Raw genomic sequence first — 14,910 nt, 5'->3', positions numbered from 1 at the left:
CCCTTCCGGCAAGCGGTGAGCGCCCTCACCCGCCGAAGCGGATACCGGAGAGCGGCGCGATCACCTGGTTGTACACCTCCCCGCAGCGCGCGCCGCAGCGGCGGACGAAGCCGGACAGGACGGTGCTCTCGAAGATCTGCCGCACCTGCGCGCGGTCGGCATCGGTGGGCACCACTTCCGTCATCGGCCGCGCCGCGATGTTGTGAATGCGGCAGGCGGCGGTATTGCCGATGTTGCAGTCGATGCCGTCGCGCGTCGCGGCCGCGCCCAGCTCCCACAGCTTGTCCTGCATCTCCGCGAAGGTGCCTTCGAGGAAGGTCCGCACCGCCGGATCAAGCCGGTTCCACCACGCCACGTTCACGAGATACCCCGCGACCGCCCAGGACAGCGGCAAGGTCGAGACATGGGTCGAGACCTCGGGCCAGCGCGCCGCGGCTCCGCTGCCGGTACCGGTGATGGCGCAATCGACCACGCCGCGCTCCAGCGCCGAATAGACTTCCGGGAAGCCGATCGAGACCGGCTGCGCGCCGATGGCCGTCATCAGATCCACCAGTGAATTGCCGAAGGTGCGCACCCGCCGCCCGCGCAGATCGTTCAGCGTGGTGAAAGCCGCGCGGCAGAACAGCACCTGCGCGGGAAACGGATACATCAGCACGAGCCGCGTGCCGAACCGCTCCAGGTCCCGGTTCGCCACCGGCAGCACCGCATCGGCGATGCGCCGCGCCACCGCGATATCCGGCGCCAGGCCAGACAGATCGATGCCGTCGAGGATGGGCACGTCGCCCGACAGCGTGGTCAGCGTGCCGCCGCCGATGTCCGCCTGGCCGGAGCGCACCAGGCGCACGATCTCGGACCCGCCCAGGTTGCGCTCGGCATGGGTGGACAGGTTCACCTCGATCCGCCCGCCCGTGCGCGCGGCCATCATCTCGCGCAGGTAGGGCACATCGACACGGGTGTATTGCGGCTGCGTCGGCAGCGGCTGCGTCACGGCCACGATCGGCACGCGCGGGCCGGCAGGCAGGCTCGCGGGCATCTGCGCCAGGGCGGGCAGCGCCAGCATCGCGCCCAGGACCGTCATCAGCGAACGCAACATCCCAAAACTCCCCCTATCCGAGGAGCGGATGCTGCCCGGCCGGTGCAGGCCGCGCAATCCACCTTGGGGGCCACGAAAACCCGCGCCGGCGCGGGATTGCCGCCGCGCGCGGCACGGCCTGCCCGTTCAGGGGCAGGTCGGGCCGCGGGGGCGATCGGCGATCCCGAGGGGGGCGATCGCGAAGGGCTCCGCGGCAGTGGGGTCCACCTCGATCCGCACGGCGCGGATATCCTCGGCCCCCGGTACCATCACCCGAAGCACATTGCCGAGCACGCGGTTCGAACCATCGCGCAGCGGGTAGTCGGCCAGGAAGAAATGGCTGTCGCCATGCAGCAGCAGGACCGGGCGGGCGAACCTCGCCGCGGCTTCCGCAATCGCCGCACGGGTGGCGCGCACGCCTTCGATATCGCCGAAGCCGCAGCGGTCGCGGAAGAACATGTCGGACTGGAACATCAGCACCATCGCCGATGCGCCGGTGCGCTCAGCCTCGGCGAAGGCGGCGGCCACCCAAGCGCGGTTGGCGGCGTCGCGGGCGGGGAATTCCTCGGCCGCGCCGGGCGGCTGCGCGCCCGTCTCGGGCGGACGGTTGTTGTCCGAGCCCACCACATGCACGGTGGCGAAGACGACGCCGTGATGCTCCCAGCGCGCATTCTCCACGAAGGTGGTGTTGGCCGGGTCGATATCCGCCTGCCGGGTCAGCGGCATCGTCACCCGCCCGAGGCTCTCCGGCCGCGCGAAGAAGGCCTGGCGCAGGCGCGCGAGAATGGCCACCGGGTCATGCCCTCCGGCGCGCGGCTGCCAGCAATCGGTCCATTCATTGTCCCCCGGCGTATAGACCAGGGGATGGTCGAACAGTCCGAACCAGCGCGCAGTGCGGACGAAGACGATGGCATCCGTGCAGGCCTCGTTGCCGGCCTTGGTGTCGCCGAGGAAGACCGAGAAGGCTGGCTGCGCGGCGTTCATGCGCCCGATCAGCGTGTCGAGGCGCCGCTGTTCCTGCTCGCAATGCGCGGCGTCGCCCGGGCGGCAATAGGGCATGTCGCCGAAGGCGAGGAAGGTGAAGGGCTGCGCCTGTGCCGCGAGCGGCAATGCGAGCAGCGCAAGCGTGAAGAGGACGCGCGCCGGGTTAAGCATGCTGCACGCGGCGATCCAGCGCCTCGAAATGCGTCGCGTGGGAGTCGTAGCGGCTGAGTACGGCGCGGGCCTCGGGGATGACGTGGCTCGCCGTGTAGTCTGCGCCCATGAAACCGCGGACGTCGTCCAGGCTGTCGAACCACATCATCGTGCAGAACTCGACCTCGTCGGCCCGGTCGTGGCGCAGCACGTCGATTTGGCGAAAGCCGGGGATGTGGCGCTGCTCGATTTCGGGGATCACCTTGCCCAGGACGATGGCCTGGTAGGCATCGGCATTCTGCGGCGTCGCCCAGCCGCGCCAGAGACGACAGATCATCACGCCCTCCTTTGGTCCCGTTGGGGAAGGCTAGCGCCTCGGCGCCGCGCCGCCCATGGCGGGGGGATGAAGAATCGGCAGCGTTGCGGGCGCGGGGCGCTTGCGCCCGCCGGTCCCAGGGGCTACCGGCGCCCGGTGCCGCAGCCACTCTCCCTCGATGATTTCGATTTCGACCTGCCCGCGGAGCGTATCGCCCAGCGGCCTGCCGAACCGCGCGACGCGGCGCGGCTGCTGCAGGTGGGGGCGGAGCGGTTGACCGATCTGCGCATTCCCGACTTGGTGGGCCTGCTGCGCGCTGGTGATCGCATGGTGGTGAACGACACGCGCGTCATTCCCGCGCGCCTGCACGCGCGGCGCGGCGAGGCGCGGATCGAGATCATGCTCAACCGCGCCGAGGGCGAGGGGCGCTGGCATGCGCTCATCCGCAATGCGCGCCGGTTGCATGCGGGCGATACGCTCGTGATCGAAGGCGGGCCGGCGCTCGACTGCACGGTGGTGGAGCGGCAGGAGGGCGGTGCGGCGCTGCTGCGCTTCGGCCCCGGGCTGGAGGCCGCACTGGAGCACGCGGGCGAAGTCCCCCTTCCCCCCTACATCACCCGTGAGCATGGCCCGACCGCGCGCGACCGCGCCGACTACCAGGCGATCTTCGCGGCTCGCCCTGGCGCCGTCGCGGCACCCACGGCGAGCCTGCACTTTACCCCTGCCCTGCTCGTGGCGTTGGAGGCGCGCGGCGTGACGCGGAGCACTGTGACGCTGCATGTCGGCGCCGGCACCTTCCTGCCGATCCGGGATGCCGACGCCCGCGCACACCGCATGCACGCCGAATGGGGCGAGGTAACCGAGCATGCTGCGGCCGAGATCAACGCCACCCGCCAGGCGGGCGGGCGCGTCATCGCCATCGGCACCACCGCGCTGCGGCTGCTGGAATCGGCTGCGACGCCGACCGGCATCGCGCCATTCCGCGGGCTCACCGACATCTACATCCTGCCAGGCCATCGCTTCGCCAGCGCAGACCTGCTGCTGACAAATTTTCACCTGCCGCGCTCGACGCTGCTGCTGCTGGTCAGCGCTTTCGCGGGGAGTGAGCGCATCCGAGCCGCCTATGCGCACGCGATCGCGGGGGGGTATCGCTTCTACTCCTACGGCGACGCCTGCCTGCTGGAGCGCGCGCCATGACGCTGCATTGGACCGCGGCCGCGATCGACGGCGCCGCCCGCGCGGGCACGCTACACACCGCCCATGGCGAGGTGCCCACGCCGGTCTTCATGCCGGTCGGCACCGCCGGCACGATCAAGGCGATGACGGCGGACGCCGTGCGCTCCACCGGCGCGCGCATGATCCTGGGCAACACCTACCACCTGATGCTGCGCCCCACGGCGGAGCGGATCGCGCGCCTGGGCGGGCTGCATAAATTCGCCGATTGGCACGGGCCGATCCTGACCGATTCGGGGGGCTTTCAGGTCATGTCGCTTGCGGGGCTGCGCAAGCTCGACGCGGATGGCGTCACCTTCCAGAGCCATATCGACGGCTCCAAGCACCGCCTGACGCCCGAGCGCAGCATCGAGATCCAGCATCTGCTGGGCGCCGACGTGACGATGTGCTTCGACGAATGCACCCCATTCCCGGCGACCGAGGAGCAGGCGGCGGAGTCCATGCGCCTGTCGATGCGCTGGGCGGCGCGATCGCGCGATGCCTTTGTCGCCCGCCCCGGCCACGGGCTGTTCGGCATCGTCCAGGGCAGCACCTTTGCTGAGCTTCGCGCCGAGAGCGTCGCGGCGCTGACCGCCATCGGCTTCGAGGGCTATGCCATCGGCGGCCTCGCGGTGGGCGAAGGGCAGGAGGCGATGTTCGCGACGCTCGACGTGACCACGCCGCTGCTGCCGGCGGACAGGCCGCGCTACCTGATGGGGGTGGGGACGCCGGCCGACATCATCGGCGCGGTGCGGCGGGGGATCGACATGTTCGACTGCGTGATCCCCACCCGCTCCGGCCGCACGGCCCGCGCCTATACCAGCGCCGGCCAGCTCAACCTGCGCAACGCGCGCCACGCCGATGACGGCGCGCCGCTCGACGCCAGCTGCGCCTGCCCCGCCTGCCGCAACCATTCCCGCGCCTACCTGCACCATTTGTTCAAATGCGAGGAAATGCTGGGGCCGATGCTGCTCACGTGGCACAACATCGCCTATTACCAGCAGGTCACCGGCACGCTGCGCGCCGCCATCCTCGATGGCCGCTTCGAAGCGGTGGCCACTCGCCTCGAAGCCGCCCTGGACCCCGCATGACCGAAAACCTCACCCAGCTTGGACGCACCACGCCCACCCCCGCCTCGCCCGAGGCGGCGCTGCTCGAGCGCGTCGCCAACCCGCACCCCGCGCTGCGCTACTGCATCCGCTTCACCGCGCCGGAATTCACCAGCCTCTGCCCGCTCACGGGACAGCCGGATTTCGCGCACCTGGTGCTGGACTACGTTCCGGATGGATGGATCGTCGAGAGCAAGTCGCTGAAACTCTACCTGCAATCCTTCCGCAACCACGGCGCCTTCCACGAGAGCTGCACGCTCGACATCGCGCAGCGGATCGTGGCGCTGCTGAGCCCGACCTGGGTGCGCATCGGCGGGTACTGGTATCCCCGCGGCGGCATCCCGATCGACGTGTTCTGGCAGTCCAGCCCGGCGCCCGAAGGCGTGTGGATCCCGGACCAGAAGGTCGAACCCTATCGTGGCCGCGGCTGACGCGATCCGCACCCAGGCCCGCGCCCTGGGCTTCGACGCTGTCGGCATCACCCGTGCCACGCTGCCCGACGCGACCCGCACGCGTCTCAACGCCTTCCTCGCCGAGGGCCACCACGGCGCCATGGACTGGATGGCGAGCCGCGCAGAACAGCGCGCCCACCCGCAGGCGCTGTGGCCGGAGGCGGTGTCCGTCATCGCGCTCGGACTCTCCTATGCGCCGGAGGACGACCCGCTCGCGACGCTCGGCCAGCCGGAGCGTGCCTCCATCAGCGCCTATGCGCGCAACCGCGACTATCACGAGACGCTCAAGAAGCGGCTGAAGGCGCTGGCCCGCTGGATCGTCGCGGCGCACCCCGCCGAGCAGGTGAAGGTGTTCACCGACACCGCACCGGTGATGGAAAAGCCCCTCGCCCAGCAGGCCGGCCTCGGCTGGCAGGGGAAGCACACGAACCTCGTCTCCCGCACCCACGGCTCCTGGCTGTTCCTGGGCGAGATTTTTACCACGCTCGACCTCCCCCCCGACCCACCCGAGACCGACCATTGCGGCAGCTGCGCCGCCTGCCTGTCCATCTGCCCGACCGACGCCTTTCCAGCGCCCTATCGCCTCGATGCCCGCCGCTGCCTCGCCTACCTCACCATCGAGCACCCGGGCCCCATCCCGGAGGAGTTCCGAGCGCCCATGGGCAACCGCATCTACGGCTGCGATGATTGCCTGGCCGTCTGCCCCTGGAACAAATTCGCCCATGCCCATGCCGAGCCCGACTTCGCGCCCCGCGCCTCCCTCACCGCCCCGCTGCTCGCGGATTTCGCGGGGCTGGACGATGCGGGGTTCCGCGCGCTGTTCTCGGGATCGCCGATCAAGCGCATCGGGCGGGATCGCTTCGTGCGCAACGTGATGATCGCTATCGGCAATTCCGGGAGCGCTGCGCTGCGGGAGCACGCGGTGGCCCGCTGCGAGGATGCGGACCCCGTGGTGGCGGAAGCGGCGCGCTGGGCGGTGGCGCGGTTGTGAGGGTCGCCCGGTTCACTCCAGCCTCGCGCCCGGTCGGCACCGGCATCAAGGACGCGCATGGTGTCTCGCGGCTCCGCCGCGGGGGGCGCCGGCTCCGCCGGTCGCCTGCGGCGATCCTTGACTCCGACGCCACCCGAGCGCGCTGCGAATGCGTGGCCGGGACGGAGGAACAGCGCCTTTGACCGAACCAAGGAACAATGCGAGCGGCGACACGGCGCTGGTGCTGTTCTCGGGCGGGCAGGACAGCGCGACGTGCCTGACCTGGGCACTCGACCGCTTCGCCCACGTCGAGACGCTCGCCTTCGCCTATGGGCAGCGGCACGCGGTGGAGCTGGAGGTGCGACAGGCGTTCCTCGCGCAGCTGCGCGCGGCCTGGCCGGCCTGGGACGCGAAGCTGGGCGAGGACCACACGCTGAGCCTCGACGCGCTGCGCGCCATCTCCGACACGGCCCTGACCCGCGAAACCGCCATCACCATGGGTGCCAATGGCCTGCCGACCACCTTCGTCCCCGGCCGCAACCTCATCTTCCTCACCTTCGCCGGGGCGCTGGCCTACCGCCGAGGCGCCAAACACATCGTCACCGGCGTCTGCGAGACCGACTACTCCGGCTACCCCGACTGCCGCGACGACACGATCAAGGCGCTCCAGGTCGCCCTCAACCTGGGCATGGAAACCCGCCTGGTCCTCCACACGCCGCTGATGTGGCGCAACAAACACGCCACCTGGAACCTGGCCCACCGCCTCGGCGGCACCACGCTGACGGCCCTGGTGGAAGAACACACGCATAGCTGCTACCTCGGCGACCGCAGCACCCGGCACCCCTGGGGCTACGGCTGCGGCACCTGCCCCGCCTGCGACCTCCGCCGCACCGGCTGGCAATCCTGGACGAGCACCCCATGACACGCCGCACCCGCGAGGGCCTTGTCTTCCTCGCCGCCTTCGCGCTCTGCATCCCCGCGGCCAATTGGCTGATCGGCAATGTCGGCACCTTCTGCGTGCCCAACGGCCCCTGCCTGATCCCGGTGGCGCCCGGCATCACCGCACCCTCGGGCGTGCTGATGATCGGCGCCGCCCTGGTGCTGCGAGACCTGGTGCAGCGCCGCCTCGGCCTGCGCTACACGTTTGCAGCCATTCTCGCGGGAACGGTCCTGAGCGCCGCGATCGCGCCGCCGGCGCTGGTGCTGGCCTCCGCGGCCGCCTTTCTGATCTCCGAGACCGCGGACCTGGCCATCTACACGCCGCTGCAAAAACGCGGTTTGCTGACCGCCGTCGCCGCCAGCAGCTTTGTGGGCCTGGTGGTGGACAGCATCGTGTTCCTGACGCTGGCCTTCGGGAGCCTGACCTACCTGTGGGGGCAGGTGATCGGGAAAAGCTGGATGGTGCTGGCGGCGCTGCCGTTGATTGTGCTGCTGCGGCGGCGGGATGAGCGGTTGGGGATGGGGGCGGCGTAAGGTGGGGAAAGATGCATCACAGACGCAGGTCGGGCGTCAAAATAGACCTATCACCAATCCATATTCGCTGCATCATCAACCATGCGGCCAAGAAAATGAGTAAATTCCTCCATTGTTTCGTCTGATATCATTGCGCTATTGTATCTGCCGTTGATTACGTAAGATAATATGAGTGGAAGTCCAGTCTCTATGTATATTTTCGCTGGAGACAAATCTCCAGACCACATATGACTAATAAAATCTTGAATTGTTTTTATTGCTTCCGGAAGCAAAAAATCTATGCCATTTCCGAATATAAATTTTTTCTTCAATCGTTGACTTGGCAGAATCAGTGGAACAGCACCAACCGAAGAATGAAAGCTTAACGCCTCGCCATTCTTTCCAAAGGCACCGTGGGCAACAAAATTCCTCACCTGACTACGAAGTAGTGTCAGTTGATCGTAGAATTTTTTTGTAAGTGCGTCAGAAATATCTAGCGATTTTTTGAATTTTTCCTTCCATTCTATTCCAGCGATGATTGCAATGTCATCACCGGTTGCAATTTTTCCCTGGAGTATAGCGATTAAAATGAAGACGTGCTCGGTCCAGCTGAAAAATGCTTCTATGGCCGCTGTGCCATACCATCGTGCTTCCCGACTTAAATCGTACGAAGGAAAGGTGATTGAATAACCGCTTAAAGCACTACCAGTTTGTGGTAATTTAGTCCTAATTCTTTCATCCTTTCTTTCTTCTGCCTCTTTTATTTTTGACGCGTAACACTCCGCAAAGAAAGTGAATCTCTCAAAAAGCTCTCCAGCGTTGTTTCTGACATTTAGAGATGAACCTTTGGCCGCAGCGCTTGCGAGGGATTCAAAATACGGCTGCGCGGCCTCAACTCCCGCACGAATAAATTTTGCTGCTTTATCTGCTGCCACCTCGTCAACAGAATCTTTGACAAAAATTCCAAGGCCGAATTTACGATATTCAATCATGAGTGTTGTGTTATTGATTTTTATAGGAATTGAAAAAGCTATCTTTTCACTGCGCCCGAGATCTCTAAAATTCAAAAGATCAACCAAAAGAAAGTAGACAAGATAGTAGGGCGGAAGCGAACGGCCTGCATTCGTCCGATTGCCCCAATACTCAGATCCTGGGTCTGCTACCTTTAGCGGACCAGTTGCCTTCCGCGCTCTGGCTTTAACCGAGTTCAAATCCATCCCTATCCCCTCCCCGCCACATCCTGCCGGGCCACCCGCAGCAACCCATACCCTGCCAACCCAGCCACCAGAGGCCCCGCCAGAGTCCCGATCTTCGACTCCATCTGCAGCTGCGCCTTCGCCCGACACGCCAGCAGCATGATGAATAGGCTCATCGTGAACACAATGACGCACAACACCGCCGTCCCGCGCGCCGGCATATCCGGCAAGCCCAGCCGGAACGCTTGCTTTTGGCCCCCCGGCGCATTATAGAAATATTAGCCGAAGCCGACGCGCGCCCTGCCCTTCGCGAAGCCAGTAAAAATACTGGAAAACCTTACTTCCTTACCATACACCCAACGAAATCAACCACTTACCCCACCCCACCCGGTAAAGCCACCTTACCACCTTACTCCGCCAGCCCCAGCACACTCGGGTGAAACAGCTCCTCCGGCTCCATCACCCTGCCCGCCAGACCATCCGCCACCGCAAACCGGATCATCGCCGCAATCTCATCCCGGTTGCGCGCAAACCCATACGGCCAGGGGTTCCCCCCCATGAACGCGCTCTGCTTTGCCGCCTCCGCCGCAATCCACGGCAGAGACACCCGCAGGAAATTCACCTGCGCCAGCTCCTCCAAGGACATCGCCTTGGCCCGCGCAAACGCCCGGAACAGCTCCACCGGCAGCCACGGATGCTTCTCCACCACATCGCGCCGCACCGCCAGGCAATGCATCAAGGGGAAGAATCCGGTGGCCTTGTGCCACGCCTCCTCCTCCGCCCGATAATCCGGAAACAGCCGCGCCACCGGCGCCGTCCCGTTCAAAAAGCACCCCGGCGGCCGAGGCGCGATCAGCGCATCGATCCGCCCTTCCGCCAGCGCCACATCCAGGCTCTCCCCCGCCGGCGCCACGTCGAACCCCTCGGGCAGCGTGATCGCAATCCGCTCCGACCCGATCCGCCAGCGGATCGCCCGCGTATCCACCCCATACTGCTCGCGCAAAATGCCGCGCACCCACAGCGCCGCCGTCTGCTGATACTCCGGCAGCCCGATCACCCACCCGGCCAGGTCCGCCGCAGTCGCAATCCCCCGATCCTTCCGCACATAGATCGCGCTGTGCCGGAACGACCGGCTCAAGAAGACCGGCACCCCGATATACGCGCTATCCCCCCGCGCCGAGGTGACGATGTGGCTCCCCATCGACAGCTCCGCGATCTCGAAGGCCCGCTCCCGCAGGGCGCGGCGGAACAGATCCTCCGGCTCCCCCTGCACCACCTGGAACCGCACATTCGGAATGGATACCCGCCCATCGATCACCGGCCGCGTCCGGTCCGACAGCGAACACCCCAGCGACAGCGTCAACACCTCGGACATGCTCAACCCGCCGTAATACGCGCCATGCGGATCCACTCGCGTTGCCGCAGTACATCCGCTTCCAAGAACGCCCGGAACTCATCGACTGACATCACCAGCGGCAGCGCCCCGGCGCGTGCCTGCGCCTCCCGCGTCGCCGGCAGCGACAGCAGGCGATTCACCTCGGTGTTCAGCCGGTCGACGATCAGCCGCGGCACCGCGGCCGGCGCCATCAGCCCCAACCAGATGGAGGCCTCATACCCCGGCAGCGTCTCCGCCACCGGCGGCAGCTCCGGCAGCAGCGGGTTGCGGCTGGGCCCCGTCGTCGCCAACCCGATCACCCGCCCGCCGCTGATCTGCTCGCGCATGGTGGGGATGGCATCGAACATCATCGGCACCTGCCCCGCGATGACAGCCGTCCGCGCCTCATTCGAGCCGCGGAAGGGGATGTGGTTCAGCTCCACCCCCGCCATGGCCGCGAACACCTCGCCGGCGATGTGATAGGGCGTCCCGGGGCCGGAGGAGGCGTAGTCCACGCGGCCGGGATTGGCCTTCAGGTACGCGATCAGCTCCGGCAGGCTGCGCGCCGGAACGGAGGGGTGCACGACCAGCACGTGATAGGCGACGTTGATCGCGGCCACCGGAGCGAGGTCGCGCAGCAGCACGTAGGGGCGGTTCGGCAGCAGCGTCTCGTTGGCGGTGTGGGTGTTCGACATCAGCAGCAGGGTATGGCCATCAGGTGCCGCGCGCGCGACCGCCTCGGTGCCTATGGAGGCGCCGGCGCCGGGACGGTTCTCGATGACGAAGGGCTGGCCGAACGCCTGCTGCAACGGCTCCGCCAGGAACCGCGCCGCGACATCCGCGCTGCCGCCGAGACCAAAGGGCACGATGATGCGCATCGGCCGCGCGGGCCAGGCGGGCTGCGCGCGCAGCGCGGGCGCGGCGAGGAGCGCGGCGGCGGCGATGCCGAGGCGGCGTGTGATCATGGTGTTTCTTCCCCAAGCGTCAGGCGCGTCAGATCGCCCAGTCCGGCGACGACATCGCCCTATAGGCGTCGCGCAGGCTGTTCGACCAGCCCTCGCGCACGGAGCGGAAATAGGGATCGTCCTCGGTGATGCGCTTGCGGAAGGTGACAGCCAGCGCATCGCGCCGCAGCACCATCAGGTCCAGCGGTGGGCCCACCGTAAGGTTGGATCGCAGCGTGGAATCCATGCTGATCAGCGCGAGCTTCACGCCATCCATCAGCGTGGTCTCGTGGTGCACGACGCGGTCGAGGATGGGCTTGCCGTATTTCAGCTCGCCGACCTGGAGGAAGGGCGTGTCCTCCGTCGCCTCGATGAAGTTGCCCGCGGCGTAGATGAGGAAGAGCCGGTGGGGCTGCCCCGCAATCTGCCCACCGACCAGCAGCGACACGTCGAAGGAGATGCCCTGGGAGGACATGGTCGGCCCATCCGCCGCGTAGACTTCACGCACGGCGGCGCCGCACAGCTGCGCCGCCCGGAACATGGACGGCACGCCGCCCAGCGTCTGGCGGAAACCGTCGAGCATCACGCCTTCCTCCAGCCGGCTCCACACTGCCTGGCTGATGGCGAGGTTGCCGGCCGAGAGCATGCAGATCACGCGGTCGCCGGGATACTCGGCGACATGCATCTTCGAGAAGGTGGAGATGTGGTCGATGCCCGCATTGGTGCGGGTGTCGGACAGCATCACCAGCCCGTCATCGAGGTAGAGCCCGACGCAATAGGTCATGCGGCCTCCGGCATGGCCGCGGTGCGGCCCTCCTGCACTGCGTGGCAGGCCACCATGGCACCGCCCGCCGCGAGCAGCACCGGACGCTCGGCCTTGCAGCGCGTATCGGCAAGGGGGCAACGCGGGTGGAACGCGCAGCCCGAGGGCGGGTTGATCGGGCTGGGCACCTCGCCGCCGACCGGCGCGCGCGCGCGGCCGGTCATCGCCATGTCCGGGATCGCCTCCATCAGAGCCCGCGTATAGGGGTGGCGCGGCGCGTTGAACAACGTCTCGGCAGGAGACACCTCGACAAGGCGGCCGAGATACATCACGCCGATCGTGTCGCTCACTTGGCGCACCACCGCGAGGTTGTGGCTGATGAACAGGTAGGTCAGGCCCAGGCGGCGCTGCAGGTCCATCATCAGATTCAGGATCTGCGCCTGCACCGAGACGTCGAGCGCACTGGTCGGCTCGTCGCAGACCAGGAACTCCGGGTTGGAGGAGAGCGCGCGCGCGATGGAGATGCGCTGGCGCTGTCCACCGGAGAACTCATGCGGGAACTTGGCCCCGTCCTGCGGCGCGAGCCCGACCTGAGTGAGCAGCGCGCCGACCCGCTTGCGCACGGCCGCGGCGTCCTTCTCGAGCCCGAAGGCGCGGATCGGTTCCGCCACGATATCCTCCACCCGCCAGCGCGGGTTGAGGCTGGCATAGGGGTCCTGGAAGATCATCTGCATCCGCCTGCGCTGGGACGCCGCCGCACGCGCCTGGCGCAGATCCTGGCCGTCGAACAGCACGCGGCCGTCAGTGGGCGGGTACAGTCCCACGATCAGCCGCGCGACGGTGGACTTGCCGCAGCCGGATTCGCCCACCAGCGACAGCGTGGTGCCCTTCGGGATCGAGAACGACACGCCATCCACGGCGCGCAGCGTGCGCCTGCCTTCGCGCGCAAGCAGGCGTTGCAAGGCGGGGCGGGAGACATCGAAGTACCGTGCGAGGTCACGCGCTTCGACGAAGGGCGGTGCGTCAGGCATCGGTCATCGCCTTCGCATGCAGCCAGCACGCGGCCTGGGTGGTCCCGGCATCCATCAGCTCCGGTCGCTCGACTGCGCAGCGCGAGAACACCTTGGGGCAACGGGGATTGTAGGCGCAGCCTTGCGGAATGGCCGACAGCCGCGGCATCGCGCCGTCGATCTGCGCCAGCCGGTTCACGCGCCGGTCGAGCGGCGGGATCGATGCCATGAGGCCGGCGGTGTAGGGATGCTGCGGGTTCTTCACCACCTCCCGCACCGGCCCGATCTCCGCGATGCGGCCGGCATACATGACGGCCACGCGGTCGGCGGTCTCCGCGATCACGCCCATGTCGTGGGTGACCAGCATCATCGCCGTCCCCTTCTCCCGCGCCAGGCGCTTGAGCAGCGCGATCACCTGCGCCTGGATGGATACGTCGAGCGCGGTGGTCGGCTCATCGGCCACGATCAGCTTGGGCTCCGCGCAGAGTGCGAGCGCGATCACCACGCGCTGGCGCATCCCGCCGGAGAATTCATGCGGGTAGCTCTGCACGCGCTGCGCCGCGGCGGGGATGCCGACCAGCTCCAGCCATTCGACCGCGCGCCGCTTGGCCTCGGCGGGGTTGATCGGCAAATGGGTGAGCATGGTCTCCGTGAGCTGGTCGCCCACGGTATAGAGCGGGTTCAGCGTCGTCAGCGGGTCCTGAAAGATGGCGCCGATCTCGCGCCCGCGGATGCGCCGCATCTGTTCGTAGCGGAGGTTGTCGATGCGCTTGCCCTGCAGCAGCACCTGTCCGCCGGCGATGCGTCCCGGTGGCTCCAGCAGCCCGATGATGGCCGCGCCCGTCATGGACTTGCCGGCACCGGATTCGCCCACCACGCCCAGCACTTCACCTGGCGCGATGGAGAAGGAGACGCCGTCGAGAGCCACCAGCGTGCCACGCCGCGTCGGGAACTCCACGCGCAGGTCGCGCACCTCGAGGATGGCCGCCATCAGCGCAGCCTCGGATTAAGTGCATCGCGCAGCCAATCTCCCAAAAGATTGACCGACAGCACCATCACGACCAGTGCAATGCCCGGGAAGATGGTGATCCACCACTCGCCACTGAACAGGAAATCATTGCCGATGCGGATGAGGGTGCCCAGCGATGGCTGCGTCGGCGGCACGCCGACGCCCAGGAACGACAGCGTCGCCTCCGACAGGATCGCCAGGCCCAGGTTCAGCGTCGCGATCACCAGCACCGGCCCCAGCACATTGGGCAGCACATGGCCGGTCATGATGCGGAAGGAGGAGACGCCGATCACGCGTGCCGCCAGCACATATTCCTTGTTGCGCTCGACCATGGTGGAGCCGCGCACGGGCCGGGCGAATTTTGGCCATTCGCTGATGCCGATGGCAACGATCACCACGAACAGCGCAATCTGGTCATGCACCTCCCGCGCGACCGCCGCGCGGACAATGCCATCGACGAGCAGGGCCACCAGGATCGAAGGGAAGGTCAGCTGGATGTCCGCGATGCGCATCAGCAGCGCATCCACCGTGCCGCCGAGGAAGCCCGCAAGCAGCCCGACGCTCACGCCCACGAAGGCCGCGAAGATGGTGGCGGCGAAGCCCACCAGCAGCGAGATGCGCGCGCCATAGAGAATGGCCGACAGAACGTCCCGCCCCTGGTCGTCGGTGCCGAGCAGGTAGTCCGCCTCGCCCTCCGCCACCCAGGCCGGCGGCTTGAAGGCATCGAGCAGGTTCAGCGTGGCGAGATCGAAAGGATTGTGCGGCGCGATCAGCGGCGCCGCGACCGAAGTCACGATGCAGACCAGCGCCACGATCGCCGACAGCACGGTGATCGGCGAACGCTTGAACGACCACCAGATATCGGAATCCCGCAACCGCGCGAGGGCATTCGCCAT

17 protein-coding genes are annotated in these 14,910 nt (G+C 67.1%); 6 read left to right on the top strand and 11 right to left on the bottom strand.

Annotated features, from left to right (window positions below; all coding sequences use genetic code 11):
- Nucleotides 1-25: 25 nt before the first annotated feature.
- The 3 genes from GXW79_RS00460 to GXW79_RS00450 all read right to left on the bottom strand — a co-directional run bounded on the left by GXW79_RS00460 (nt 26) and on the right by GXW79_RS00450 (nt 2,543).
- Entirely contained in the window at nt 26-1,093 is a 1,068-nt protein-coding gene (locus tag GXW79_RS00460; protein ID WP_211872244.1) for a TRAP transporter substrate-binding protein, read from the bottom strand.
- Between the two features lie 126 nt (nt 1,094-1,219).
- Nucleotides 1,220-2,227, bottom strand: a complete 1,008-nt coding sequence (locus GXW79_RS00455) for a hypothetical protein (protein WP_211872243.1) — start codon at nt 2,225-2,227, stop codon at nt 1,220-1,222.
- Nucleotides 2,220-2,543 carry a hypothetical protein gene (locus tag GXW79_RS00450; RefSeq protein ID WP_211872242.1) on the bottom strand — a complete coding sequence of 108 codons (324 nt, stop codon included), beginning with the start codon at nt 2,541-2,543 and terminating at the stop codon, nt 2,220-2,222. Before GXW79_RS00450 ends, GXW79_RS00455 begins: the two co-directional genes overlap by 8 nt.
- A gap of 135 nt (nt 2,544-2,678) precedes the next feature.
- Here GXW79_RS00450 and queA point away from each other — a divergent pair, with 135 nt between their 5' ends.
- From queA to GXW79_RS00420, 6 genes are all read left to right on the top strand, one after another.
- Complete coding sequence (gene queA / locus GXW79_RS00445; protein ID WP_367614765.1) at nt 2,679-3,719, top strand: tRNA preQ1(34) S-adenosylmethionine ribosyltransferase-isomerase QueA; 1,041 nt, start codon at nt 2,679-2,681, stop codon at nt 3,717-3,719.
- Entirely contained in the window at nt 3,716-4,825 is a 1,110-nt protein-coding gene (gene tgt, locus GXW79_RS00440) for a tRNA guanosine(34) transglycosylase Tgt (RefSeq protein ID WP_211872240.1), read from the top strand. The genes queA and tgt overlap by 4 nt, the downstream gene beginning before the upstream one ends.
- A complete protein-coding gene (queF, locus tag GXW79_RS00435; RefSeq protein ID WP_211872239.1) occupies nt 4,822-5,274 on the top strand; it encodes a preQ(1) synthase in 453 nt (150 codons plus the stop codon). Before tgt ends, queF begins: the two co-directional genes overlap by 4 nt.
- A complete protein-coding gene (queG, locus tag GXW79_RS00430; protein WP_211872238.1) occupies nt 5,261-6,286 on the top strand; it encodes a tRNA epoxyqueuosine(34) reductase QueG in 1,026 nt (341 codons plus the stop codon). The genes queF and queG overlap by 14 nt, the downstream gene beginning before the upstream one ends.
- Before the next feature lie 178 nt (nt 6,287-6,464).
- Nucleotides 6,465-7,187 (top strand): 7-cyano-7-deazaguanine synthase QueC, encoded by a 723-nt coding sequence (gene queC / locus GXW79_RS00425; protein ID WP_246503590.1) that lies wholly within the window; start codon nt 6,465-6,467, stop codon nt 7,185-7,187.
- The gene (locus GXW79_RS00420) at nt 7,184-7,738 is read left to right on the top strand and encodes a VUT family protein (RefSeq protein WP_211872236.1); all 555 of its coding nucleotides are present in this window, start codon (nt 7,184-7,186) and stop codon (nt 7,736-7,738) included. The genes queC and GXW79_RS00420 overlap by 4 nt, the downstream gene beginning before the upstream one ends.
- Before the next feature lie 50 nt (nt 7,739-7,788).
- On the opposite strand, the gene GXW79_RS00415 is transcribed toward GXW79_RS00420, so the two are convergent.
- From GXW79_RS00415 to GXW79_RS00380, 8 genes are all read right to left on the bottom strand, one after another.
- Nucleotides 7,789-8,934, bottom strand: a complete 1,146-nt coding sequence (locus GXW79_RS00415) for a hypothetical protein (protein WP_211872235.1) — start codon at nt 8,932-8,934, stop codon at nt 7,789-7,791.
- Between the two features lie 2 nt (nt 8,935-8,936).
- Nucleotides 8,937-9,074 carry a hypothetical protein gene (locus GXW79_RS00410; protein WP_246503618.1) on the bottom strand — a complete coding sequence of 46 codons (138 nt, stop codon included), beginning with the start codon at nt 9,072-9,074 and terminating at the stop codon, nt 8,937-8,939.
- Between the two features lie 248 nt (nt 9,075-9,322).
- On the bottom strand, nt 9,323-10,288 hold the full coding sequence (locus GXW79_RS00405; RefSeq protein WP_211872234.1) for a type 2 periplasmic-binding domain-containing protein: 966 nt from the start codon (nt 10,286-10,288) through the stop codon (nt 9,323-9,325).
- Nucleotides 10,289-10,290: 2 nt separating this feature from the next.
- Nucleotides 10,291-11,253: a tripartite tricarboxylate transporter substrate binding protein gene (locus GXW79_RS00400; RefSeq protein ID WP_246503589.1), complete on the bottom strand. Its 963-nt coding sequence runs from the start codon at nt 11,251-11,253 to the stop codon at nt 10,291-10,293.
- A 28-nt stretch (nt 11,254-11,281) separates the two neighbouring features.
- Nucleotides 11,282-12,016, bottom strand: coding sequence for a proteasome-type protease (locus GXW79_RS00395; protein ID WP_211872233.1), 735 nt, complete (start codon nt 12,014-12,016; stop codon nt 11,282-11,284).
- Nucleotides 12,013-13,026 carry an ABC transporter ATP-binding protein gene (locus GXW79_RS00390; protein ID WP_211872232.1) on the bottom strand — a complete coding sequence of 338 codons (1,014 nt, stop codon included), beginning with the start codon at nt 13,024-13,026 and terminating at the stop codon, nt 12,013-12,015. Before GXW79_RS00390 ends, GXW79_RS00395 begins: the two co-directional genes overlap by 4 nt.
- Nucleotides 13,019-13,996: an ABC transporter ATP-binding protein gene (locus GXW79_RS00385; RefSeq protein WP_211872231.1), complete on the bottom strand. Its 978-nt coding sequence runs from the start codon at nt 13,994-13,996 to the stop codon at nt 13,019-13,021. Before GXW79_RS00385 ends, GXW79_RS00390 begins: the two co-directional genes overlap by 8 nt.
- Nucleotides 13,996-14,910: an ABC transporter permease gene (locus GXW79_RS00380; RefSeq protein WP_211872230.1), complete on the bottom strand. Its 915-nt coding sequence runs from the start codon at nt 14,908-14,910 to the stop codon at nt 13,996-13,998. Before GXW79_RS00380 ends, GXW79_RS00385 begins: the two co-directional genes overlap by 1 nt.

The organism is Plastoroseomonas arctica (genome assembly GCF_018128965.1).
Taxonomy (GTDB): domain Bacteria; phylum Pseudomonadota; class Alphaproteobacteria; order Acetobacterales; family Acetobacteraceae; genus Plastoroseomonas; species Plastoroseomonas arctica.
Note: the sequence above shows the minus strand (reverse complement) of the source record. Positions and strands in the feature narration are given on the sequence as shown.